A 24298-nucleotide genomic window follows, 5' to 3' on the forward strand; every position below is an offset into this window, starting at 1 on the left:
GAGGCTGTCCTATCACGGGTGGGGACGTGGCGTCCCGCCCCCTCAAACCTCCATCAGCGTGCCCACATGGGCGGCCACGCAGGACGCCAGCGCCGTCGGATCATAGCCCCCTTCCAGCGAGGAGACCAAGCGGCCCCGGCAATGACGGTCGGCGATGGCCGCAATCTCGGCCGTCGCCCAGGCGAAATCATCCTCGACCAAGGCGAGGTCGGCCAGCGGGTCGGCCCGGTGGGCGTCGAAACCAGCGGAAATAAAGATAAGTTCCGGGGCGAAGGCGTCCAGGGCCGGCAACAGCCGCGACGTCATCCCGGCGCGGAATTCCTCGCCAGTGGAACCCGCACGCAACAGTACGTTCACCACCGTGCCGTAATCCCCCCGGTCGCCCAGGGCCCCGGTGCCGGGGTAGAGCGGCCATTCATGGGTGGAGCCGTAGAACAGGTCGGGGTCATGTTCCGCCAGGGTCTGGCTGCCGTTACCGTGGTGCACGTCGAAATCGACGATGGCGACGCGGCGCAGGCCGTGGGCGAAGCGCGCATGCTCCGCCCCGATGCCGACGTTGTTGAACAGGCAGAACCCCATGGACTGCCCCGGCTCCGCATGGTGCCCGGGCGGACGGATGGCGCAGAAGGCGTTGCGCACCTCGCCCGCCATCACGGCGTCCACGGCGGCGCAGACGGCCCCGGCCGCATGCAGCGCCGCCTCGAACGAACCGGGGGACAGCACGGTGTCGCCGTCCAGCGACACGATGCCGGTGATGGGGGTGGCGGCCTGAAGGCGGGCCACCAGGTCGGGAGTGTGCACCCGCTCGATCTGGTCCAGGGTGGCGCGCGGCGCCTGGCGGCGGTCCAGATATTGGAAACGCTCGGCGTCCAGCGCCCGCAGCACGGCCGACAGCCGGCCGGGGTTTTCCGGATGGCCCGGCCCCGTCTCATGTTCCAGGCAGGACCAATGGGTGAACAACGCCGTCGCCATGGTGACCGTTTCCTCGTATGCCCGCTTATTATTAAGCCGGCATCATCACCGATGCGGCCGGGCGGCCGCCAGTGCCTTGCCGGCGGGCGCTCTCGAAGAATGATCCAGATCAGGCCGGACCAGCCCGGCGTATCGTGAAGGTCAGCACCCCGTCCGCCTCATCGGCGGACAGCAGGGCGTGGCCGGCCGACTGGCAGAAGGCCGGCACGTCGCGCCGGGCGGCCTGGTCGGTGGCCAGCAGCGTCAGGATGTCCCCCGGCGCCATGGCCATCAGGGCCTTGCGCGCCCGCAGGACCGGCAGGGGACAGACCAGGCCCTTGGCATCCAGGCTGCGATCCCCGCTCATCGCGGCGCCCTCACGGCGGCCGCGGCCAGGAACAGCCAGCCCAGGATGAAACTGAAGCCGCCCAAGGGCGCCACCGCCCCCAGCGCGCTGGGCCCCCACCAGCCCAGGCCATAGAGCGCCCCGCCGAAAAGGACCGCCCCCAGCAGGAACAGCCAGCCGGCCAGGGCCGCGAAGGGGCGATGCAGCAGGTGGCCGCCCAGCGCCGCCGCCACCACGACGGCCACATGCATCAGCTGGTACTGGCTGGCTGTCTGCCACAGGCCCACGGCATGGGCGTCGCGTACGGCGGTCAGGCCGTGGACGGCATAGGCGCCGGCCGACACCGCCAGCGCGCCGATGATTCCGGCGATCGCCACCCGCAGCCGGGCATCCGCAGTCAACATTCCCCCACCCCTCCGCATTCAAGACGCTGGGCAGGATATGAGACGGCGGCGCCGGAACCGCAAGCGATCCCTTAAACGCGAACGGGCCACCCCCAGGTAAGGGACGGCCCGCCGCTGAACATCGAGAACTGTCTCAGCGACATGAGGCCGGCCTCGTGTCGCTGTACGCCGCAACCGCAGCCGCCGGAAGTTTCCGGGGAGCGATGGCGGACTGGAAACTGAGGGGGCCTTTGATCAACTAAGATCAAAGGCCACTCAAAGACTTCAGCCGGCCAGCTTGGCGGCGATGCCGGCCACGTGGGCGCCCTGGAAGCGGGCGCCGGCCAGCTCGTTCTCGCTGGGCTGGCGCGAGCCGTCGCCGTTGGCGATGGTGGTGGCGCCGTAGGGGCTGCCGCCGGTCACCTGGGAATTGTCGGTCTGGCCCTGGAAGCTGTAGGGCAGGCCCACGATCACCATGCCCTGGTGCAACAGCGTGGTGTGGAAGGACAGGATGGTGCTTTCCTGGCCGCCATGCTGGGTGGCGGAGGACACGAACACGCTGCCGACCTTGCCGATCAGGGCGCCCTTGAACCAGAGGCCGCCGGTCTGGTCCAGGAAGTTGCGCATCTGCGAGGCCATCATGCCGAAGCGGGTGGGCGTGCCGAAGATGATGGCGTCGTACTGCGGCAGCTCATCCACCGTGGCGATGGGCGCCTCCTGGTCCAGCTTGATGCCGGCCTTCTGCGCGACCTCGACCGGAACCAGTTCCGGCACGCGCTTCACCACCACCTCGGTGCCGGGCACGGACTTGGCGCCCTCGGCCACCGCCTTCGCCATCGTCTCGATGTGGCCATAGCTGCTGTAGTAGAGGACGAGAACCTTGGCCATTGCCATCTCCATCAGTGGGTTTGGGCCGGCGCCTGATGCGTTTCGGACCGCGCGGCGTTGCGATGAAGGGACCATAGCCGTGTTCCGCGTTGCGGATAATCCGGGGACTGGGCATAAAATTGTTCCGCACCCCGCAACAATCCTGGCACCCGCCCCCGAGGACTGACGCATGGACCGTCTGGATGACATGGCCCTGTTCGCCCGTGTGGCGGAAACCCGCAGCTTCACGGTGGCGGCGGCCAAGCTGGGCCTGTCCCGCTCCGCCGCCAGCCGGCGCATGACGGAGCTGGAGGCGCGGCTGGGCGCCCGGCTGCTGAACCGCACCACCCGGCGCATCAGCCTGACGGAGGCGGGGGAAACCTATCTGGTCCGGGTGCAGCAGATCCTGGCCGACGTGGACGAGGCCGACCGCTCCCTCGCCAGTTTGCAGGCGGCGCCGCGCGGCGTCCTGAAGGTTGCCGCCCCCATGAGCTTCGGCATGCAGCACCTGGGGCCGGCCATCGCCGACTTCCTGTCCGCCTTCCCCGACATCGAGGTGGAGATGGACCTGAACGACCGCTTCGTCGACCTGGTGGACGAGGGCTATGATGTGGCGGTGCGCATCGGACAGCTGAAGGACAGCTCACTGGTGGCCAAGCGCATCTGCCCGGCCCGGGTGGTGCATGCCGCCAGCCCGGCCTACCTGACCCGCCGGGGCGTGCCCCGCGCGCCGGAGGATTTGGCCCAGCACGACTGCCTGATCTACACCAACATCCCGCAGGGGGCGCAGTGGCCGTTCCGCGCCACCCCGCTGACCCCCGGGGCGGCGCGCGGCGGCAACCACGACCCCGACGCCGCCACGCGGTTGGTGAAGGTCAACGCCCGCCTGCGCGCCAATAACGGCGACGTGCTGCTGGAGGCCGCCTGCGCCGGCGTCGGCATCGTGGCCCTGCCCACCTTCATCTGCGGCAAGGCCTTGGCGGAGGGGCGGGTGGTGCCCATCCTGCAGGAATGGGCGGTGACGCGCAGCGCCATCAACGCCGTCTTCCCCGCCAACCGCCACCTGTCGTCCAAGGTCCGCGTCTTCGTGGATTTCCTGGCCGACCGCTTCGGTCCCAACCCCTATTGGGACGTGGGCCTGAAGCTGGGGTAGCCTTCAAAGAAAGGCACAACGGAGCGTAGCGACAAGGACGCGACCGCGTCCGCCGGAAGTTTTGGGCCCAAGGCCCTGAACTGAGGATAAGCCAAGCGGGCGGATGCCCGCGCCCGGCGCTTGAGGGAACAATGAACCCATAATTAAAAACGGCGGATCAGGTTTGGGCCCCGGGGGGCATCCATCCTGGTCCGCCGTTTTTTCTCAGTCGGATGGGCAAAAGCCTCGAAACCGCATCCAGGGCGGCCGCTTTGCCGCGATAGATCCGACCGTGTTTCCGGACGTCCCACCATGCCGGGGGTTTCGTTCGGTTCAAAGCGCGGGCTATGCCGCCCGCCTCCTGGAAAGGAAGCGTGCGCCTATGGGCCCGTGGGGTCAAACGCCCATCGGTCATGCCGCACAGCAGCGGCCGCCCGCCCAGGACATACCGGGTTAACAGCCGCCCGACCGCCCCCTTGACCTTTCGCCTGCGGGGTACCCCAACCGCGAACCCGCTATTGCTGCAACCCGCCCATCCGGGCGGTTCATATGCCGCAAAACATCCCCGCTTGACATGGAAAGGGGAGTGGCTACTTAAAGGGTACTGATTTGGTCCGGATTGCCGGGCTGAATTTCGCAACGGGCGCAGGCCCAAGGTACAGGACCCCAAACCCCGTGATCCGGCTGAGCAAATTGACGGACTACGCCGTCGTGGTGATGACCGCGATGATGCAGGGTGATGGCGGCCCGCATACCGCCATCTCGCTGGCGGCGCGTACCGGCCTGCCGGCCCCCACCGTGTCCAAGATCCTGAAGTTGCTGGCCCGCGACGGCCTGATGGCCTCGCACCGGGGGGCGACCGGCGGGTACCGCCTGGCCCGCGCGCCGGACGCCATCAACGTCGCCCAGATCATCGCCGCCATCGACGGCCCCATCGCCCTGACCGACTGTGTCGAGGGCGCGCCCGGGGCCTGCGGGGTGGAAAGCCTGTGCCCCCGCCGGGGCAATTGGGACCGGGTGAACCGCGCCGTCCGCGGCGCGCTGGAAAGCGTCAGCCTGGCCGACATGGCCCGGCCGTCGTTCCCGGCCCCCGTCCTGCCCAAGGCGACGCCGGCCCTGCCGGCCACCGCCGACGCTATTTGATTTCGAGGAAGAGCGAAAACATGGCCGCCACCGAACAGACCGTCGAACAGGTTCGCGCCGTCACAGAGCAGAAGTACAAGTACGGCTTCACGACCGAGATCGAGTCCGACTTGGCGCCCAAGGGCCTGAACGAGGACATCGTCCGCTTCATCTCCGCCAAGAAGGGGGAGCCGGAGTGGCTGCTGGAATGGCGCCTGCAGGCCTACCGCCATTGGCTGACGATGGAAGAACCGACCTGGGCCATGGTCGATTTCCCCAAGATCGACTACCAGGACAGCCATTATTACGCGGCGCCCAAGGCCGCCAAGGACAAGCCCAAGTCCCTGGACGAGGTCGATCCCGAGCTGCTGGCCACCTATGAGAAGCTGGGCATTCCGCTGAAGGAACAGGCTATCCTGGCGGGTGTCGAGGGTGCGGGCGAGATGCCGGCCGTGGCGGTGGACGCCGTGTTCGACAGCGTGTCGGTCGCCACCACCTTCAAGAAGAAGCTGGAGGAGAAGGGCATCATCTTCTGCTCCATCTCCGAAGCCATCCGCGAGCATCCGGAGCTGGTGCGCAAGTACATGGGCTCGGTCGTGCCCTACTCCGACAACTACTACGCCACGCTGAACTGCGCCGTGTTCACCGACGGGTCGTTCGTCTACATCCCCAAGGGCGTGCGCTGCCCCATGGAGCTGTCGACCTACTTCCGCATCAACGCCTCCAACACCGGGCAGTTCGAGCGCACGCTGATCATCGCCGACGAGGGCAGCTACGTCAGCTATCTGGAGGGCTGCACCGCCCCCATGCGCGACGAGAACCAGCTGCACGCCGCCGTGGTGGAGCTGGTGGCCATGGATGACGCCACCATCAAGTATTCCACCGTCCAGAACTGGTACCCCGGCGATGAGAACGGCAAGGGCGGCATCTACAACTTCGTGACCAAGCGCGGCGCCTGCCGGGGCCGGAACTCCAAGATCAGCTGGACGCAGGTGGAGACGGGCTCCGCCATCACCTGGAAGTACCCCAGCTGCATCCTGCAGGGCGACAATTCGGTGGGCGAGTTCTACTCGGTCGCCATCACCAACAACTACCAGCAGGCCGACACCGGCACGAAGATGATCCACATCGGGAAGAACACCCGGTCGACCATCGTGGCCAAGGGCATTTCCGCCGGCAAGGCGCAAAGCACCTATCGCGGCCTGGTGCGCATCCTGCCCAAGGCCGAGGGCGCCCGTAACTACACCCAATGCGACAGCCTGCTTATCGGCGACAAGTGCGGGGCCCACACCGTGCCCTACATCGAGAGCCGCAACCGCACCGCCCGGGTGGAGCATGAGGCCACCACCGCCAAGATCAGCGAGGACCAGCTGTTCTACTGCCGCGCCCGCGGCCTATCCGAAGAGGACGCCGTGGGCCTGATCGTCAACGGCTTCTGCCGGGAGGTCCTGAAGGAGCTGCCCATGGAGTTCGCGGTCGAGGCGCAGAAGCTGGTCGCCATCAGCCTGGAAGGCAGCGTGGGGTAAGGGCGCCGCAACCGCCCCATCGCCCAAAGCTGTACACGACATTCGGTTTCAAGGAACGTTTCAAGATGCTGGAAATCAAGAACCTGCACGCCACCGTCGACGGCAAGGAAATCCTGAAGGGGATCAACCTGACCATCAACCCGGGCGAGGTGCATGCCATCATGGGCCCGAACGGCTCGGGGAAAAGCACCCTGTCCTACGTGTTGTCGGGCCGCGACGGCTATGAGGTGACCGGGGGTTCCGTGACCTTCCAGGGCAAGGACCTGCTGGCCATGGAGGCCGAGGAGCGGGCAGCGGAGGGCGTGTTCCTGGCCTTCCAGTACCCGGTGGAAATCCCCGGCGTGTCCAACACCACCTTCCTCAAGACGGCGCTGAACGCCGTGCGCAAGCACAAGGGCCTGCCCGAGCTGGACGCCATGCAGTTCCTGAAGCTGATCCGCGCCAGGGCCAAGTCCTTGAACATGAACGACGACATGATCAAGCGCGCCGTCAACGTCGGCTTCTCCGGCGGTGAGAAGAAGCGCAACGACATCCTGCAGATGGCCATGCTGGAGCCCAGCTTCGCCATCCTGGACGAGACCGACAGCGGCCTGGACATCGACGCCCTGAAGCTGGTCGCCGACGGCGTGAACAGCCTGCGCAGCCCCGAACGCTCCATGCTGGTCATCACCCACTACCAGCGACTGCTGAGCTACATCGTGCCCGACCACGTGCACGTGCTGGCCTACGGCAAGATCGTGCGCAGCGGCGGCAAGGAGCTGGCGCTGGAGCTGGAAGCCAAGGGCTACGCCGAATTCGGCTCGCCCGAAGCCGCCTGAGGGGTGCGTTCCATGGCCGCCATCGCCACCCTGAAAGACCTGTACGAAACCCTGAGCCCCGGCCTGCCCGGCGCCGGTGCCGCCGGCCTGGACCGGCTGCGCGCCGACGGCTATGCCCGCTTCCTGTCCGACGGCATCCCCACGCCCAAGGTCGAGGGCTGGAAGTACACCAACTTGCGTGACCTGGCCGGCGTCAGCCTGGCCCCGGCGCAAAGTGCCGCCAACACCGACATTGACCTGCCCAGCGTGGCGCCGGGCGAGACGCATCGCCTGGTGTTCGTGGACGGCCGGTTCAACGCCGCCCTGTCCGCCGTGGGCACCCTGCCCCAGGGCGTCACCCTGGACAGCCTGCGCGGCCTGATCGAGGCCTCTCCCGCATACGCGGCCGAGGTGCTGGACCGGTTCCCGGCGCCCAAGTCAGATACTGGCCTGCGCGTCGGCCCCAACCCCGGCCGTGGCCAGGCGCTAGGCCTCGTCGGCCTGAACGGCGCCTTCCTGGCCGAGGGGGCCGTGCTGACCGTGGGTGAGGGCGTGAAGCTGGCCTGGCCGGTGGAGATCGTCTTCATCGCCACCGCCGCCGATGGCGCCTGGCATCCCCGCCTGCTGATCGACGTGGGCGCGGGCGCGGAAGTGACCGTGGCCGAGCATCATGTCGCCCGGGGTGGCGGCGCCACCTTCGCCAACATCGTCAGCGGCGTGCGCGTCGGCGAGGGCGCCATCCTGCGCCACGCCAAGTTCCAGGAAGAGGCGGAGACCGCCCTGCACCTGGCCAGCGTCACCGCCACGGTGGCGGCGTCCGGCGTCTACGAGACCTTCGTGCTGACCACCGGCGGCCGCCTGGCCCGCACCGACGTCCAGGTGCGACTGGAAGGGTCGGGCGCCAGCACCCGCGTCTCCGGCGCCTATGGCGTGGACGGCAGCCGGCATGCCGACTTCACCAGCCTGATCGACCACGTCGCCGCCAACTGCACCAGCCGCGAGGTGGTGAAGGGCGTCATCGACGGACGCGGCCGCGCCGTGTTCCAGGGCAAGATCATCGTGCGGCCGGACGCGCAGAAGACGGACGGCCACCAGCTGAACCGCGCCCTGCTGCTGTCCGACACCGCCGAGATCGATGTCAAGCCCGAGCTGGAGATCTACGCCGACGACGTGAAGTGCAGCCATGGCGCCACGGCGGGCGAGCTGGATGAGGAGGCGCTGTTCTACCTGCGCGCCCGAGGGATTCCGGCCGACACCGCCCGCGCCCTGCTGATCGCAGCCTTCCTGGACGAGGTGGCGGAGGAGATCGGCGACGAACACCTGCGCACCTATGCGACGGCCCGCATCCAGGACCGCATCGGCCGCCTGACGGGCATCACAGTCGACACCGATGTCCCGGTGTTAGGGGAGTGACCTCATGGACACCCGGATTCTGACGAACGCCCCGTATGATGTGGAGAAGGTCCGCCAGGACTTCCCCATCCTGACGCGCCTGGTGCATGAGAAGCCGGGCCGTCCGGGCAAGCCGCTGGTCTATCTGGACAACGCCGCCAGCGCGCAGAAGCCGCGCGCCGTCATCGACGCCATGGCCAATTTCATGGCGCACGATTACAGCAACGTCCATCGCGGGGTCCACTACCTGTCCCAGGTGGCGACCAACCTGTATGAGGCGACGCGCGTCAAGACGGCGACGTTCCTGAACGCGCCCTCGCCCGACACCATTGTCTTCACCCGCAGCGCCACCGAGGCCTTCAACCTGGTGGCCAGCAGCTGGGGCGGCGCCCACCTGAAGGCGGGCGACGAGATCATCCTGAGCGTGATGGAGCATCACGCCAACATCGTGCCCTGGCAGCTGCTGCGCAGCCGCACCGGCATCGTCATCAAGGTGGCGCCGGTGCTGGACGACGGCACGCTGGACCTGGAGGCGCTGGCCCGGCTGCTGGAAAGCCCCAAGGTCAAGCTGGTGTCCATCACCCACGGCAGCAACGTGCTGGGCACGGTGACGCCGGCGGCGGAGATCGCCCGCATGGCCCACGCGGCCGGCGCCAAGGTGCTGTTCGACGGCAGCCAGGCGGCGGTGCACATGCCGGTGGACGTGCAGGCCATCGACGCCGACTTCTACATCATGACCGGGCACAAGCTGTACGGCCCCACTGGCTTCGGCGTGCTGTACGGCAAGGCCGACCTGCTGGAGTCCATGCCGCCCTACCAGGGCGGCGGCGACATGATCCAGACGGTGACCTTCGAGGAGACCACCTTCCGCGAGGTGCCGCACCGGTTCGAGGCCGGCACGCCGCCCATCGTGGAGGGTATCGGCTTCGGCGCCGCCATCGACTATGTCACTGCGCTGGGCATGGGCGCCATCCACGCCCATGAGCAGCGCCTGCTGGCCTATGCCACCGAGAAGCTGCAGGCGATCGACGGCCTGCGTATCATCGGCACCTCGCCCACCAAGGCGGCCATCCTGTCCTTCACCATCGAAGGCGTGCACCCGCACGACATCGGCACCCTGGTGGACCGGGCCGGCGTGGCGGTGCGGGTGGGCCGGCACTGCGCCGAGCCGCTGATGGACCGTTTCGGCGTGGGCGCCACGGCGCGCGCCAGCTTCGCCCTGTACAACACCGAAGCCGAGGCCGACGCCCTGGTGGACGCCGTCCGCGCGGTGAGGGAGTTCTTCAACTGATGTTCGACGATCTGCGCGACCTGTACCAGGAAGTGATCCTGGACCATGGCAAGCATCCCCGGAACTTCGGCAAGCCCGAGGCCTTCAACCGTATGGCCCGGGGCGAGAACCCGCTGTGCGGCGACAAGATCAACGTCTACCTGACCATTGGCCCCGACGGCCTGGTCAATGACGCGCATTTCGACGGCCGCGGCTGCGCCATCAGCCAAGCCAGCGCCTCGCTGATGACCGAGACGCTGAAGGGCAAGACGGAAGCGGAGGCCGAGGCCCTGTTCGGCCACTTCCACGACATGTGCACCAAGGACGACCACGAGCATACCGATCACGGGCACCTTGACCCCGAAGCGGTGGAGAAGCTGGACGTGCTGTCGGGCGTGCGGGAATTCCCCATGCGCGTGAAGTGCGCGACCCTGGCCTGGCACACCATGCATGCAGCCCTCGAGGGCGATGACAAGACGACGACGGAGTGAGCGAGATGTCTGGAGCCGAACGCCCCATCGCGCCGGATGTTACGCTGCAAGCGCCGGCCACCATCCCGGATGAGGACAAGCTGCCCCCGGACGCCCCCCTGGCGGACCGCGTGACGGAGGCGCTGAAGACCGTCTACGACCCCGAAATCCCGGTGAACATCTATGAGCTGGGCCTGATCTACCGCTGCGACATCGACGCGGAAGGCCAAGTCGAGATCGATATGACCCTGACCGCCCCCGGCTGCCCCGTGGCGGGCGAGATGCCGGGCCAGGTGCAGGGCGTCGTCGGCAGCGTCGACGGGGTCAAGGACGTGACCGTGAACCTGGTGTGGGAACCGGCCTGGAACCCCAGCCTGATGTCCGACGAGGCGCGCGTCGCCCTCAATATGTTCTGACGTGTGGAGATAAGCATGAGCCGCATGGAACGTCCCCCCATGGAACGCCGGAAAGCCATGAGCCTGACCGATGCCGCAGCATCCCGCGTGAAGGAGATCATGGCCCAGCGCGAGACGCCGGCCGTGGGCCTGCGCGTCGGCGTGAAGGCGCGCGGCTGCTCGGGCCTCAGCTATTTCGTCGAGTATGCCGACGCCAAGAAGCCCTTCGAGGAAGTGGTGGAGGAGAAGGGCGTCACCTTGCTGCTCGACCCCGCCTCCACCATGTTCCTGCTGGGCACGGAGATGGACTACAAGGAAGACAAGTTCCAGTCGGGCTTCGTCTTTACCAACCCGAATGAGAAGGGCCGCTGCGGCTGCGGCGAGAGCTTCACGGTCTGATCGCCGGGGCGTCGCCGCCAACGCGACGTCGGATCAGCCGCCTGCACGGGCGTCAGGGGCGCGGATGGGCATGAGGGCCCGCCGCGCCCCTTTTGCTGCCCGCGTCCAAGCACCCTCTCGCGATCAGGCCGGCCAAGATGGTTCAGCCACAAAATCATTCCACCAGCGGGAATTAGTCAATATAAATTGATAATCACTATCATTTTTCAAGACTAGAGCCATATCATGGCTTCAACGTGATCATACATATCCGCACATTCCCTTCCAGAGACGCCGACATATACGAAAGATAGATCATGAGTACTTGGGAACGTCCTCAGTCTTAATGTGTCGTTAAGCACCAGCGCGGCAGGTTGACGCAACCCTTCCGGGGTACGTCGTGTAGGAGATTTTCGATGATCCGCTGGTTCGCCAACCTGAAACTGATCGTGAAGCTGGCCATTCCCCTGTGCCTGATCGCGGTTGTCGCCGTGTCCATCGTCACCATGGCCAACAACGGCCTGAACCAGCTGAATAACGCCATCACCCACGTCATTGATGTCGACGCGACCCGCCAAGCGCTGGCGCTGGAGACGCAGAGCCTGCTCAACGGCGCCACCGTGGACGCCAAGAACATGATCCTGATGGACAGCGGCTCCGACAAATTCGAGAGGACCTACCGCGACAAAGTCGCGAAGGCCGAGGCCAACATCGACAAGCTGACCAGCTTGGCGGATACGGCGGAACGGCGCGCCATCAACGTGGACCTGAAGCGGCTGCTGGACGCCTACATCGCCGCCAACGAACCGGCCGTCGAGGCCGCACGGCGCAATGACGACGCCACCGCCGCCAAGATTTCCATGGGATCCGCGCGGGACGCCCGCGTCGCGATGATGGACGCACTGCAGAAGCGGGTTGACGCCGATGGTGGGGCCATGGCCAAGGCCAAGGTGGATACCGACGTGCTCGCCGATGACGTCAGCACCATGCTGATGACATTGGCCGTCACCGGCCTGGTCGCCAGCTTTGGCCTGATGGCCGCCATCGTCATCTTCCTGACCGTGCGTCCCATCAGCCGCGTGACCGGCGCCATGACCGCCATCGCCGGTGGCCAGCTGGAAACCGAGGTTCACGGCGCCGACCGCACGGACGAGGTGGGCACCCTGGCCCAGGCGCTGCTGGTGTTCAAGGACAACGCCCTGGCCGTGCGCCGGCTGGAAATGGAGCAGGCGGAGGCGAAGGCCCGGGCGGATATGGAAAAGCGCCAGGCCATGGAGCGCCTGGCCGGCGATTTCGAACGCACGGTCATGGGCGTGGTGGACGGCGTGACCGCCTCCTCCACCGAGATGCAACAGGCCGCCCAGTCGCTGTCGACCACGGCGGAACAGACCTCGCGCCAGGTGACGTCGGCCGCCAGCGCGGTGGAGCAGGCCTCGCAAAGCGTGCACACGGTGGCCGCCGCGGCGGAGGAGCTGAGCGCCTCGATCAACGAGATCGGGCAGCAGGTGGCGCGGTCCACCGCCATCGCTGGCGAGGCGGTGGATGAGGCGGGACGCACCCAGGCCAAGGTGGAATCGCTGGTGCAGGCCGCCAACCGCATCGGCGAGGTCATGACCCTGATCTCCACCATCGCCGGACAGACCAACCTGCTGGCGCTGAACGCCACCATCGAGGCGGCGCGCGCCGGCGACGCCGGCAAGGGCTTCGCGGTCGTGGCCAGCGAAGTGAAGAGCCTGGCCAACCAGACGGCCAAGGCGACGGAGGATATCGGCGCCCAGATCGCCGCCATCCAGGCGGCCACCGGGGACGCCGCCAGTTCCATCGGCGCCATCACCGGCACCATCACCCGCATCAACGAGATCGCCAGCGCCATCGCCTCGGCGGTGGAGGAGCAGGGTGCGGCGACGCGGGAGATCGCGAGCAACGTCCAGCAGGCGGCGACGGGCACGTCCGAGATCGCGTCCAACATCGCCGGCGTCACCCAGGCCGCGACCCACACCGGCGGCGCCGCCACCCAGATGCTGGGCACGGCCGGACGCCTGTCGACCGATGCGAGCGCCCTGCGTGCCCAGGTGGATGGCTTCCTGTCGGTGCTGCGCGCCGGCTGAAACGGCGCGTCGGCAACCAGATCGCGCGGGAAAAGGCCGGCCGACGCCGGCCCTTTCCCCATGCGGTCAGGGCTGGTTGGCGCTGCCCAGATTGCTGACGGCCATGTCCAGTTCACCCAGGTCGACGGCCGCCATCTCGACCACGACATAGGAGGCGGGCGGGAAACGGACCATCAGCTTGTTGCGGAAGTCGCGGGGACCGGCGGCGTAGCCGTGGACGACGCGGGCGCCGCTCTTGCCGCCGCCCAGGCCCGTCACCAGGCTGATCCGCGCCTCGAACAGGGTGTCGCCCTGCGACCACGCCTGGGAGAACAGGTTCAGGTGGCGCGGGATGACCTGCTGCAGCGTACCGCGCCGGGCCTCGACGTCGCGGGCGCGGGTGGCGATCTCCTCCAACTCCCCATCCAGGTCCTGCAGGGCGGTGCGCAGCTCCCCTTCCTGCAGGCGGGCCTGGCGCAGGCTGGCGGCGGCCTTGTTGCGCTCCTCCACCGCGGCGCTCACCCGCCGCTCGGTCTTGCGCACCTCGGTGATCAGCCGTTTCAGTGACCAGGCCATGATGGCGCCGCCCACCGCCATGGCGCAGACGTGGGCGGGGTTGGGGTTGGCGTAGGCTTCGGCCAGGGCGTCGGACAGCATCATGGCAACACTCTCCTCAGCCCGGCCGCACAACGCCGCGCTGGGCACCGGGGGCGCCGGAGCCCTGGACCTGCCGCACGTTGGTGACGCTGTAGCCGTCGGCCAGCGCGAATTCCTGCTGCAAGGCGGTGCGGGCCTCCATCTCCGTCCGGGCCCAAACGCGGGCGCGGTGCAGATGACGCCATAGCGGGCAGATCGATTCCATGCCCGCGACCACGCCGTTGGTCAGCGCGCTGTTGCTGATGTCGGCGGAATAAAGCGCCAAGCCGCTGGCCGAGGGGCCGCCCAAGTCGTGCCACACCTCCACCCGCCGCCGCTCGAACTCCTCACATTCCTTTTCCAAGCGCTGGAGGGTGCTGGTCTCGCGAAAGCGCAGGGCGATGCGCGCGTCGCGCACCCGGGCGGTGTCGCGGTTGGCCGCCGCCACCTTTTCCGCCGTGCGCCGGATCTGCTCGATTTCCTTTTTCACCTTCGCGTGGCGGGCGATCATCTCATAGACGTCGTTGATGACCAGGCGCAGCAGTTCCAGCAGCAACACCCCCGCCAGGATGGCGCCCACGATGGTTATGATCACCAGATCCGGTTTCTCGAAGTGCACCAGGGCCTCGGCAGTCGGGGAATGAACGGTCGCGCTATCGCATGGAAGTCCACTTCAAGGTTGTACGGTCAATTGATGGTTAACGGGCCCTAAATCCGAAATTTTAAATAAAATCTTCCGTATAGGGCCCGTCACGGCGGGTGAGGAGGAACTTACGCGGCCGCGCGGGCCAAATCCCGGATGTCGGCCACCAGCTGCTCCACCCGATCCGACTGGGTATCCCAGGCGAACATGAAGCGGGCGCCACCGCCGATGAAGGTGTAGAAGCGCCAGCCGCGCGCCCGCAGGCCGTCCAGCACCGCCGCCGGCGCCGTCAGGAACACGGCGTTGGCCTGGACCGGGAATAGGGGTGCCACGCCCGGCACCCCCGCGAGGCCCGCCGCCAACCGCTGGGCCCCGGCATTGGCATGGGCGGCGTTGCGCAGCCAGGCGCCGTTCTCCAGCATGCGCACCCAGGGGGCGGACAGGAAGCGCATCTTGGACGCCAGCTGGCCCGCCTGCTTGCAGCGGTAGTCGAAATCCTCGGCCAGGGCCCGGTCGAAGAACAGGATGGCCTCGCCCACCGCCATGCCGTTCTTGGTGCCGCCGAAACACAGCACGTCCACCCCCGCCCGCCAGGTCATCTCCGCGGGGGAACAGCCCAGGCTGGCGCAGGCGTTGGCGAAGCGGGCGCCATCCATGTGCAGGCGCAGGCCCAGGTCGCGGCAGACGGCGGAGATGGCGCGGATCTCATCCAGGCTGTAGACCTGCCCGGTCTCCGTCGGCTGGGTGATGGTGATGGCACGGGGCTTGGGGAAATGGATGTCCGACCGGCCGGTGGCCAGCGCCCGGATGGCGTCGGGCGTCAGCTTGCCGTCCGCCGTCTGGGCCACCAACAGCTTGGACCCGTTGGAGAAGAACTCCGGCGCGCCGCATTCATCCGTCTCCACGTGGGCGGAGGCCGAGCAGATGACGCTGTGGTAGGACTGGCAGAGCGAGGCCAGGGCCAGCGAGTTGGCGGCGGTGCCGTTGAAGGCGAAGAACACGTCGCAGGGGGTGCCGAACAGCTGGCGGAAGGCGTCGGCGGCCTTCGCCGTCCATACATCCTCGCCATAAGCGGCGGCGTGGCCGCTGTTGGCCTCCGCCATGGCGGCCCAAGCCTCCGGGCAGACACCAGAATAATTGTCGCTGGCGAATTGCTGGGCGGCGAACTGCTGGGCGGCGAATTGGGCGGGTAGCGTATCGGTGGTCATGGGGAACGCAGCCTTCATGGTCTCAAGTCCGGACCAAGAGCGAAACGGACTCACGTGGCTGCTTCCCGTTCATTGCCGGATCGGCCACATCCTTCCCCTTTGGGGGAAGCGCCACCTTGCCGGGTAGAGCAGGTTGGCGTTGAGCGTCAGCTCAACTCTTGATGCACGGGCAGAGGGATAGCCGCTGGCGGCCGCGGGCGCAAGCCCCCAGAGGCGGCGGCGGCGGCATGGGTGATCTTCGGCGCGGCCTCAGCCGCTGGCGGCCGGGGCGGGGGTCAGGCCCATGCCGCGCGGCATGCCCTGCATGGCGGCGGGCGGGCGCACCGGCAGCGGCTTGGGGCCGGTGGAGGAGCCGGCGGAAACGGGTGTTTCCCCCACCGCGCCAACGCCCACCCCGTCGCTTCCCATCACGCCGCCGCCCATCAAGTCACCCCCCATCAAGTCACTAAGGGCCTCATCCTCCGCCGGCGGTTCCACCGTCGCGGCGCCGGCACCGTCGACGGCGGGCCCCTCGTCACCCAACGAGATGGGAAGGACGCTGCTGATGGTGTAGCCGCCCTCGTTCGCCAACCGGTTGGTGACCAACGCGCGGAAGTCGGCCTCGGTGGGGGCGTAGCCGTGCACCACCCCGGCCTCGGCCATGCCGCCCACGGTGCGGCCCACGTGGCGGGGCGCCACCACGCTGCGCAGATGCGCCTCGTACAGGTGATCACCCTGGGCCCACTCCAGGGAGACCAGGTTCAACGGCCGGGGCGTGGCCTGGCGCAGCACCGCCATGCGGTTCTGCACCTCCTCCGTCCGGCGCGCGATCTCGCGCAGCGCCTCCTCCCCCTCCTCCAGCGCCTGGAGCAGTTGCTCCTCCTGCTGGCGGGCGACGCGCAGGTCGGCAGCGGCCTCGTTCTTCTCGTCCACCGTGGCGGCGATGCGCCGCTCCGTCTCGCGGATCTTGAACAGGATGCGGCGGACGGAGAAGGCCAGGAAGGCCCCACCGATGGCCAGGATGATGAAGACCATGAAGTTGAGGTTGCTGTAGCCGCCCGTCATCAGCGCACCATGCGCCGGTGCGGTCGCACCAGGCAGGACTGCGCCGCCGACCGGCCGGCGGCCGCCGCCTCCGCCACCGCCTTGAAGCCCTGGGCGGCGCGCAAATTGTTGACGCTGAAGCCATCCTTGGGACTGAAGGCCAGCAGCAGGCGGGAACGGGCCTGGCGCTCATTCCCCGCCCATACCCGGACGCGGTGGGTGTAGCGCCAGATGGGGCAGATTTCCTCCATCCCCGCCGCCGCCCGTTCCATCAGGCTGCGGTTGTTCAGGTCCGCCAGATAGAGCTGGTCGTCCAGCGTGGCGTCGCCCACCTCGTGCCACACTTCCACCCGCCGCCGCTCCAGTTCCTCCCGCTCCTGCTCCATGCGGTGCAGGATGGTGTTGAGGCGGAAGCGCTCGGCATTGCGCCGGTCGCGCAGGGCGGCGTTGGCCCGGTTGGTGGCCCACAAGTTTTCCGTGGTGCGGCGGGTCTGCTGGATCTCGTACTTGATGCGACGGTATTTCGCCGCCCATTCGTAGATGTCCACGATCACCAGGCGCAGCACTTCCAGCAGCGCGATGGCGGCCACAACGGCGCCCGCGACCGACAGCACCACCAGATCCGACTGCGCGACCTGCACGGGGACCTACCCTGACTTACCTCTCCCGCTCATACCCGAAGGATACAGCCTAAGGCCGTAGGCGGCCCGCCCAAATTACCCGCCTAAGTCATCAGGACAGGCCCCCTGTCCAACCGGGGAGGGCAGATGGGCAGCAATGGCCGCAGGCGCTGGCCCGATGCCCTTCCGCCCCGCTGGGAAAGGGGGGTTGGCGCCGCGCCACCCCCTCCCCTATCCTGGCCGTCAACCATAATTCCAACGGAACCCGCCCCATGGACAGCCGCCTCGACACGGCCACGCCCCACGCCATCCACCTTCGCGACCACGCCCCGCCGGCCTGGCTGATCGATACCGTGGACCTGCATGTCGATTTGCGGGAAGAGGCGGCCACCATCCGTTCCACCCTGGCGGTGCGGCGGAACCCGGCCTCGGGGAACACCACCGCCACGCTGGACCTGGACGGCCAGGAACTGGAACTGCTGGCCGTGCGGGTGGACAACCGCCTGCTGGGGCCCGACGATTACACCCTGACGCCGGACCGGCTGACCCTGGCCGGCCTGGCCGACCACGCCACGGTGGAGATCACCACCCGCACCCGGCCGCAGGACAACACGGCGCTGGAGGGGCTGTACAAGTCCTCCGGCAACTACTGCACCCAGTGCGAGGCGGAAGGCTTCCGCAAGATCACCTATTTCCTGGACCGCCCGGACGTGATGGCCCGCTACACCACCACCATCGAGGCGGAGCGGGCGCGCTATCCCGTGCTGCTGTCCAACGGCAACCTGACGGCCAGCGGCGACAGCGCGACCGAGGCCGGGCGCCACTGGGCGCGGTGGGAGGATCCCTGGCCCAAGCCCTGCTACCTGTTCGCGCTGGTGGCCGGCAACCTGGTGCACATCGAGGACCGCTTCACCACCCGCTCGGGCCGCGAGGTGGCCCTGCGCATCTATGTCGAGCCGGGGAACGAGGCCAAGTGCGGCCACGCCATGGAGTCGCTGAAGAAGTCCATGAAGTGGGATGAGGACGTCTACGGCCTGGAATACGACCTGGACATCTTCAACATCGTCGCCGTGTCCGACTTCAACATGGGGGCGATGGAGAACAAGAGCCTGAACGTCTTCAACACCAAGTACATCCTGGCCCAGCCGGAGACGGCCACCGATACCGACTTCCTCGGGATCGAGACGGTGGTGGCGCACGAGTATTTCCATAATTGGACGGGCAATCGCGTCACCTGCCGCGACTGGTTCCAGCTGAGCCTGAAGGAAGGCCTGACCGTCTTCCGCGACCAGGAATTCTCCGCCGACATGAACTCCGCGCCGGTGAAACGCATCCAGGACGTGCAGCGCCTGCGCCAGGTGCAGTTCAACGAGGACGCCGGCCCCACCGCCCATTCCGTGCGGCCGGAAAGCTATATCGAGATCAGCAACTTCTACACGCCCACCGTCTATGAGAAGGGGGCGGAGGTGCTGCGCATGTACCGCACCCTGCTGGGCCATGCGGGGTATCGCAAGGGCATCGACCTGTACTTCGCCCGCCACGACGGCCAGGCGGTGACGACGGACGACTTCCTGGCCGCCATGGTTGAGGCCAACGGCCAAAAGCCCACCGATCCGCTGTGGGCGCAGTTCCAGCGCTGGTATTCCCAGGCCGGCACGCCGGTGGTGTCGGGCGAAGGCCGACACGATGCCGCCGCCGGCACCTACACCCTGACCCTGCGCCAAACGGTGCCGGCGACGCCGGGCCAGCCGGACAAGCTGCCCCAGGTCATCCCCGTGGCCCTGGGCCTGGTGGGCCCGGACGGCACGGATTTGCCCCTCACCCTCCAGGGTGAAACCGAAACCGGCGCCACCACGCGCACCCTCGCCCTGACGGAGGCGGAGCAGAGCTACACCTTCACCGGCGTGCCGCAAGCGCCGGTGCCCTCCCTGCTGCGCGGCTTCTCCGCCCCGGTGCGGCTGGACCTCAAGCAGGACGACGCCGCGCTGACCTTCCTGATGGCCCACGACAGCGACGCCTTCAACCGGTGGGAGGCGGGGCAGACCCTGGCCACCCGCCTGATCCTGGCCGATGTCGACGCCCGGGCCAAAGGCGCCGAGGCCGCCGTGCCCCAGGCCTACATCGACGCCACGGCCCAAACCCTGGCGCGGGCGGGGGAGGACCGGGCGTTCGCCGCCCTGGCGCTGGCCCTGCCCACGGAGGGTTATCTGGGCCAGCAGCGGGCCACGGTGGACGTGGACGGCATCCATGCCGCCCGCCTGGCCCTGCGCCGCACCCTGGCGCGAGAGCTGAACGGCGCCTTCCGCAAGGCCTATGACGGCAACCGCACCGACGGCGCCTTCACCATCACCCCCGACGCCATGGGCCGCCGCGCGCTCAAGAACGCGGCGCTGGCCTACCTGATGGCGCTGGACGACGCCCCGGCCCGCGCCCTGTGCCTGGCGCAATACCAGGGTGCGGCCACCATGACCGACGCCATCGCGGCGCTGGCCCTGATCGCCGACAGCGCCATGGACGAGCGTGCGGGCTGCCTGGCCGACTTCGCCGACCGCTGGAAGCATGAGCCGCTGGTGATGGACAAGTGGTTCGCGGTGCAGGCGCTGAGCGACCGGCCGGACACGCTGGAGCGGGTGCGGGGCCTGATGGACCACCCGTCCTTCTCCATCCGCAACCCCAACAAGGTCTACGCCCTGGTGGGCAGCTTCGCCGCCAACCCATCCAAATTCCATGCCGCCGACGGCAGCGGCTACGCCTTCCTGGCCGATACGGTGCTGACGCTGGACAAGCTGAACCCCCAGGTGGCCAGCCGCATGGTGAAGCCCCTGGCCCGCTGGCGCCCCTACGACGCCGGCCGGCAGCAGCACGCCAAGGCGGCGCTGGAGCGCATCGTCGGCACCGCCGGCCTGTCGCGCGACGTCTATGAGATCGCGTCGAAGAGCCTGGCCGGCTGACGCCTCAATGCGCCAGTAGGACCGGCAGGGCGGCGTTGTAGAGCACGTGGCGGGTGACGCCGCCCAGGATCATCTCCCGCAGGCGGCTGTGACCATAGCCGCCCAGCACCAGCAGGTCGGCGTCGGCGGCCTCCGCCGTGGCCAGCAACAAGGCCCCTACCGGCCGCCCCTCCGCCATGGGCTGCCGCACCTGGGCCTTGATGCCGTGCCAGGCGAGGTAGCCTGCCAGGTCGCGGCCGGCGGCGCCCTCGGTCTTGTCCGTCTCGACCGCGATCACGGTCACCGCCTCCGCCGCCTTCAGCAGGGGCAGGGACTGGGCCACGGCCTGGGTCGATTCGCGGCTGCCGTTCCAGGCGAGAAGGATGCGGCGGCCCACGCCCGTTTCCGCCCGGAAGGTGGGCGGCACGACCAGCAGGGGCCGGGCGCTGGCCAGCAGGATGGCCTCCAGCATCAGCAGGGCCTCACCCCCCACCGTCTCGCCCACCTGCGCCATGACGCTGATGTCCGCCAGGCGGGCCTCGACCACGGCCGCATCCTCCTGGCTGCCCACAACCTCGCGGAAGTCGCCGGTCAGGGAAGCACCGGCGGCCGCGTCCGGGGTCTCGGCCAGGGTGGCGCCGGCCTCGGCCAGGGCGGCGTCGAAGGCCTGGCGCGCGCGGGTGCGGTGGTTGCGCGACTCCTGCTCCACCATGGCCATGATCTCCTCGACCAGGGCGCCCGACACGCCTTCGCCCAGGGCCGGCACCGCCTCGCGCGGGTCGGGGTTGGGCACCAGGCCCAGGACGTGGCCGCCGGCCGGCCGCGCCAGGGCGAAGGCCGCCGCCAGGGCGGCGCGGTCACCGGCGCCGCCGGTCAGCACCGACAGGATCTTGGCATAAGCCGGGGGGGCATAAGCCGGGGGGGCATAGGACATGGGGCCGTTCTCCTCTTGTCACCCGCGCCCGCGCGGGCCGGAACATCATGGAGAAGCTTCATCGTTGGGGCGGGCGCCCGCATTGACGTGCCTCAAGCCTGGACCCGGCGCAGACGGAGGGCAAGCGCTTAAGGCCGGAGACGGCTGAGGGAACCGTACCTAAACCTCGGGCCGCCAGGGCTCCGGCCGGGCCAACTGGCTCAGCAGGCGGCGGGCCACGTCGGCGGCGGAGCCCAGCACCGACAGGATGTCCCAGCGCATCTCCCCCAGGCCGCGGCCGCCACGCTCCCCCTTGGGGCGCCCTTCATCGGCCGCCTGCTGCTGGTTCAGCACCAGCCACAGGCCCAGGAAGGGCACAGGTGCTGCGTGGGCCACCGCCTCGATATCCGCGCGCTGGTCCGGCCGGGCGTAGACGGCGTCCGCCACCACGGCGTGGCCGGCCTCCAGCACCAGTCCGGCGCGGCCCGCCATCTCGCCATAGACGCGGGTGGTCACCGCCTCGCTGTATCCGGATGCCGCCAGCGTCCCCTCCTCCGGCGCGTCCAGCAGGCGGCGACGCAACGCCTCGGATTGCAGGATGACGGCGCCGGGGATGGGCCCGATCTCCGGCGCCAGCATGCGGGCCAGGGTGGACTTGCCCGTCCCCGGCAGGCCGCCGATGGCGATCAGGCGGGGTGCCCGGGGATTGAGGGCGGACAGGGCCAGATCCAGGTAGGCCGCAGCCTCGCGCCGGAAGGAGGCGCCCGCCCCCACCGGCCGCCGCGCCGCGGCCGTGCTGGCCGTCATGTGGGCGCGGATGGCGGCGCACAGGCTGATGAACAGCGGCAGCAGCGCCAGGCCGGCGAAATCGCCCGTCTGCTCCAGATAGCGGTTCAGCACCAGGTTGGCGAAGGGCCGCAGCCGGCGGTGCTCCAAATCCATCAGCAGATAGGCGAGGTCGTTGAAGACGTCGATGACCGCCGGGCCCCCGTCCACCACGTCCCCATCCCGGGGGGGCCCATCCCGGGGGGCGCCGGCTTCGTCCAGCAGGATGGCGGCGCCGAACAGGGTGGGTTGGCCGCCCCACAGACAGATGTTGCCCAGTTGCAGGTCGCCATGGCAGGGCCGGACATAGCCGGAGCGGCGGCGGCGTTCGATCAGCCATTCCTGACGGGCCACGGCCGCCATCAAGCCCCGCTCCAGCCGCTCCAGCGCCGGGGGATCGAACAGATCCGGGTGCTGGCGTAACGCGCCCAGGGCGCCGGTCACCGCCGCCCGCACCACCTCCACCCCGCCGGGGGGCGGCCAGCTGGCGCGGTTCGCTCCCTCGTCATGGGCGCTCTCATGCAGGGCGGCCACGGCGTCGGCCACGGCCCGCATGCCGTCGCGGGTGAGCAGCCCGGCCTCCGCCTGGCGGTCGAACAGGCTGGATTCGGCGAAGCGGCGCATGACCACCACCCAGTCCACCGCCGCCCAGTCCGCCAATGTCGCGTCGGCGCCGGACCCGGCGGGCGCCAGCATCAGGCGGCCATGGGGCCCCGGCACCACCGCCAGGACGCCCTCATACAGGCCGGGCGCCGTGCGGCGGTTGACGGCGACCTCGGCCAGGGCCACGCGGCGCCGACGGTCGGGGGTGGACAGGTCCAGGTGGGGGAAGTGGACGGCGCGCCGTATCTTGTAGGCGCGATCGCCGGCCAGGAAGATGATGGCGCCGTCGGTATCGATTCGCTCCACCGCCAAACCCTGGTGGGTCGCCGGATCGCCCAGCAGGGCGATCGTGGCGGCCTGGTCCATCAGGGTCGGGTTCGCGGGCGCCGGACACAGATCCATGTCCTGATTTTAAAGGCGTTTTATGACAGGCTGTCGTGCGCCCTACGCCGATTTTTCCGGCCAGTGACGCCGGGCACTGCCCCCACCCCCACCTTGCGGCCTATACCCCTGACATTGTGCACCTGCGAAACCATATAATGTGAGGGCATTGCGCCTATGCGGGGCGCTTTCATGAAATCGTAACCGGGTCGGCTCTATTAAGGCGGCGCCCGGTCGTGCGGGTGTGGCCTTGCGCGTGTGTAGCCTGGGTGGCTGGACGCCTGTTTGTCGCATATGCGCAACAGTCGTCGGCTATGCGAGGCAAAAGGTAGCGGTCACTGCTTTGGTCGTTGAGTTGCTTGGCCTATTCGGGAATCATCCTGAAAACTGCTTAATAAGGATCGCGGTCGTGATACGGCGTCTTCTGAAGTCCACGGTATTGGCGTTGGGGCTGGTCACAGCCGCGGCGCCGGCATTCGCCGAGGACACCCCCAGCTTCCTCAGCTTCGGCATCGGCGAGTACGACGTGCTGCGGACGGGGCCGAAGCACAACACGACCGATTACCGTGTCGAGTACCGCCCCAACACCTCGCTGTTCAGCAACAGCTGGATCCGCATCAGCCCCTGGGTGGGCGGTGAGTTCACCGGCCAGGGCGGCGCGTATGGCGTGGGCGGCATCCTGTTCGACATTCCGCTGGGCAGTTCCTTCGATTTCACACCCAACTTCGGCGTCGGCGTCTACGGCACCGGCAGCGGCAAGAACCTGGGCAGCTGGGTGGAGTTCCGCTCCACCGCCGAAATCTCGTACAAGTTCGAAAATCAGAGCCGCCTGGGCCTGTCCTTCGGCCACATCTCCAACGCCGGCATCGGCGAGGTGAACCCCGGTTCCGAGATCGTGACCTTGTACTACCACATCCCCACCAGTTGGCTGTTCGGCGGCTGGTAAGCCAGCCGAAGCTACGTCGGGCTGAAATGACAAAGGGCGCCTCCGGGCGCCCTTTTCGTTTGCGCGGAATGGAAGGCGGAACCAGCCCTGCCACCGGCCTCGCGGCGACGCCCATGCCGAACGCGCATGCGACAACGCCCTCGGTCCCAATGGGGACAGGGCGATTGACCATCAATAACAGGAGAAGGATTTAAGAGGAGTGGTGGGTGTACAAGGACTCGAACCTTGGGCCCGCTGATTAAGAGTCAGCTGCTCTACCAACTGAGCTATACACCCGCCCCTCAGAGCCGCCGCCGTGGCGCCGGCCGCCGGGTCTTGCGTCCCGGTGAGGGCGGCTTTGTAACGTCCTGGCGCGGGCTTGTCGACAGAAAAATGACAGAAAAAACGCGATGCCGCCCGGCGTTGGCGAATGGCACCCATGCGGGCGCCGGCAGCTGGAAATATAGGGAATATT

General features: G+C 68.2%; 23 protein-coding genes, 1 tRNA gene and 1 riboswitch. Of the genes, 12 read left to right on the top strand and 12 right to left on the bottom strand.

The window, feature by feature from the left end; genetic code table 11:
• Positions 1-42 precede the first annotated feature (42 nt).
• From UAJ10_RS21050 to wrbA, 4 genes are all read right to left on the bottom strand, one after another.
• The gene (locus tag UAJ10_RS21050) at positions 43-972 is read right to left on the bottom strand and encodes a histone deacetylase family protein (protein WP_322917168.1); all 930 of its coding nucleotides are present in this window, start codon (positions 970-972) and stop codon (positions 43-45) included.
• Between the two features lie 109 nt (positions 973-1081).
• On the bottom strand, positions 1082-1318 hold the full coding sequence (locus tag UAJ10_RS21055) for a sulfurtransferase TusA family protein (RefSeq protein ID WP_322917169.1): 237 nt from the start codon (positions 1316-1318) through the stop codon (positions 1082-1084).
• Positions 1315-1701, bottom strand: coding sequence for a DUF423 domain-containing protein (locus UAJ10_RS21060; RefSeq protein ID WP_322917170.1), 387 nt, complete (start codon positions 1699-1701; stop codon positions 1315-1317). The genes UAJ10_RS21055 and UAJ10_RS21060 overlap by 4 nt, the downstream gene beginning before the upstream one ends.
• A gap of 264 nt (positions 1702-1965) precedes the next feature.
• Entirely contained in the window at positions 1966-2568 is a 603-nt protein-coding gene (gene wrbA, locus UAJ10_RS21065) for an NAD(P)H:quinone oxidoreductase (protein ID WP_322917171.1), read from the bottom strand.
• 169 nt (positions 2569-2737) lie between these two features.
• Here wrbA and UAJ10_RS21070 point away from each other — a divergent pair, with 169 nt between their 5' ends.
• The 10 genes from UAJ10_RS21070 (at position 2738) to UAJ10_RS21115 (ending at position 13137) form a co-directional block, all read left to right on the top strand.
• A complete protein-coding gene (locus tag UAJ10_RS21070) occupies positions 2738-3700 on the top strand; it encodes a LysR family transcriptional regulator (protein ID WP_322917172.1) in 963 nt (320 codons plus the stop codon).
• A 654-nt stretch (positions 3701-4354) separates the two neighbouring features.
• Positions 4355-4822 carry an SUF system Fe-S cluster assembly regulator gene (locus UAJ10_RS21075; protein ID WP_322917173.1) on the top strand — a complete coding sequence of 156 codons (468 nt, stop codon included), beginning with the start codon at positions 4355-4357 and terminating at the stop codon, positions 4820-4822.
• Positions 4823-4842: 20 nt separating this feature from the next.
• Positions 4843-6327 carry a Fe-S cluster assembly protein SufB gene (gene sufB, locus UAJ10_RS21080; protein ID WP_322917174.1) on the top strand — a complete coding sequence of 495 codons (1485 nt, stop codon included), beginning with the start codon at positions 4843-4845 and terminating at the stop codon, positions 6325-6327.
• A 65-nt stretch (positions 6328-6392) separates the two neighbouring features.
• A complete protein-coding gene (gene sufC / locus UAJ10_RS21085; RefSeq protein WP_322917175.1) occupies positions 6393-7145 on the top strand; it encodes a Fe-S cluster assembly ATPase SufC in 753 nt (250 codons plus the stop codon).
• Between the two features lie 12 nt (positions 7146-7157).
• Positions 7158-8537, top strand: a complete 1380-nt coding sequence (gene sufD / locus UAJ10_RS21090; RefSeq protein ID WP_322917176.1) for a Fe-S cluster assembly protein SufD — start codon at positions 7158-7160, stop codon at positions 8535-8537.
• Between the two features lie 4 nt (positions 8538-8541).
• Complete coding sequence (locus UAJ10_RS21095; protein WP_322917177.1) at positions 8542-9807, top strand: cysteine desulfurase; 1266 nt, start codon at positions 8542-8544, stop codon at positions 9805-9807.
• Entirely contained in the window at positions 9807-10277 is a 471-nt protein-coding gene (sufU, locus tag UAJ10_RS21100) for a Fe-S cluster assembly sulfur transfer protein SufU (protein WP_322917178.1), read from the top strand. The genes UAJ10_RS21095 and sufU overlap by 1 nt, the downstream gene beginning before the upstream one ends.
• 5 nt (positions 10278-10282) lie before the next feature.
• Positions 10283-10672, top strand: a complete 390-nt coding sequence (locus tag UAJ10_RS21105; protein WP_040846432.1) for an SUF system Fe-S cluster assembly protein — start codon at positions 10283-10285, stop codon at positions 10670-10672.
• Positions 10673-10711: 39 nt separating this feature from the next.
• Positions 10712-11050 (top strand): HesB/IscA family protein, encoded by a 339-nt coding sequence (locus tag UAJ10_RS21110; RefSeq protein WP_322917179.1) that lies wholly within the window; start codon positions 10712-10714, stop codon positions 11048-11050.
• A 395-nt stretch (positions 11051-11445) separates the two neighbouring features.
• A complete protein-coding gene (locus UAJ10_RS21115; RefSeq protein WP_322917180.1) occupies positions 11446-13137 on the top strand; it encodes a methyl-accepting chemotaxis protein in 1692 nt (563 codons plus the stop codon).
• A gap of 66 nt (positions 13138-13203) precedes the next feature.
• On the opposite strand, the gene UAJ10_RS21120 is transcribed toward UAJ10_RS21115, so the two are convergent.
• From UAJ10_RS21120 to UAJ10_RS21140, 5 genes are all read right to left on the bottom strand, one after another.
• The gene (locus UAJ10_RS21120) at positions 13204-13776 is read right to left on the bottom strand and encodes a hypothetical protein (protein WP_322917181.1); all 573 of its coding nucleotides are present in this window, start codon (positions 13774-13776) and stop codon (positions 13204-13206) included.
• Between the two features lie 13 nt (positions 13777-13789).
• Complete coding sequence (locus tag UAJ10_RS21125; protein ID WP_322917182.1) at positions 13790-14347, bottom strand: hypothetical protein; 558 nt, start codon at positions 14345-14347, stop codon at positions 13790-13792.
• A 176-nt stretch (positions 14348-14523) separates the two neighbouring features.
• The gene (locus tag UAJ10_RS21130) at positions 14524-15603 is read right to left on the bottom strand and encodes a threonine aldolase family protein (RefSeq protein ID WP_322917183.1); all 1080 of its coding nucleotides are present in this window, start codon (positions 15601-15603) and stop codon (positions 14524-14526) included.
• Between the two features lie 58 nt (positions 15604-15661).
• Positions 15662-15773: riboswitch (SAM-I-IV-variant riboswitch) on the bottom strand.
• Between the two features lie 79 nt (positions 15774-15852).
• Positions 15853-16647, bottom strand: coding sequence for a hypothetical protein (locus UAJ10_RS21135; RefSeq protein WP_322917184.1), 795 nt, complete (start codon positions 16645-16647; stop codon positions 15853-15855).
• On the bottom strand, positions 16647-17267 hold the full coding sequence (locus UAJ10_RS21140; protein ID WP_322917185.1) for a hypothetical protein: 621 nt from the start codon (positions 17265-17267) through the stop codon (positions 16647-16649). Before UAJ10_RS21140 ends, UAJ10_RS21135 begins: the two co-directional genes overlap by 1 nt.
• 251 nt (positions 17268-17518) lie before the next feature.
• Between UAJ10_RS21140 and pepN the strand changes: the two genes are divergently transcribed.
• Positions 17519-20197: an aminopeptidase N gene (gene pepN / locus UAJ10_RS21145; protein ID WP_322917186.1), complete on the top strand. Its 2679-nt coding sequence runs from the start codon at positions 17519-17521 to the stop codon at positions 20195-20197.
• 4 nt (positions 20198-20201) lie between these two features.
• On the opposite strand, the gene UAJ10_RS21150 is transcribed toward pepN, so the two are convergent.
• Both UAJ10_RS21150 and UAJ10_RS21155 read right to left on the bottom strand, forming a co-directional pair.
• Positions 20202-21110, bottom strand: a complete 909-nt coding sequence (locus UAJ10_RS21150) for a universal stress protein (RefSeq protein ID WP_322917187.1) — start codon at positions 21108-21110, stop codon at positions 20202-20204.
• A gap of 159 nt (positions 21111-21269) precedes the next feature.
• Complete coding sequence (locus UAJ10_RS21155; protein WP_322917188.1) at positions 21270-22919, bottom strand: bifunctional aminoglycoside phosphotransferase/ATP-binding protein; 1650 nt, start codon at positions 22917-22919, stop codon at positions 21270-21272.
• A gap of 388 nt (positions 22920-23307) precedes the next feature.
• On the opposite strand from UAJ10_RS21155, the gene UAJ10_RS21160 reads away from it, so the two are divergent.
• Entirely contained in the window at positions 23308-23844 is a 537-nt protein-coding gene (locus UAJ10_RS21160) for an acyloxyacyl hydrolase (protein ID WP_157999584.1), read from the top strand.
• 200 nt (positions 23845-24044) lie between these two features.
• On the opposite strand, the gene UAJ10_RS21165 is transcribed toward UAJ10_RS21160, so the two are convergent.
• Positions 24045-24120 (bottom strand) — tRNA-Lys (locus UAJ10_RS21165).
• Positions 24121-24298 lie beyond the last annotated feature (178 nt).

This window comes from Nitrospirillum guaranorum (assembly GCF_034653275.1).
Taxonomy (GTDB): Bacteria; Pseudomonadota; Alphaproteobacteria; order Azospirillales; family Azospirillaceae; genus Nitrospirillum.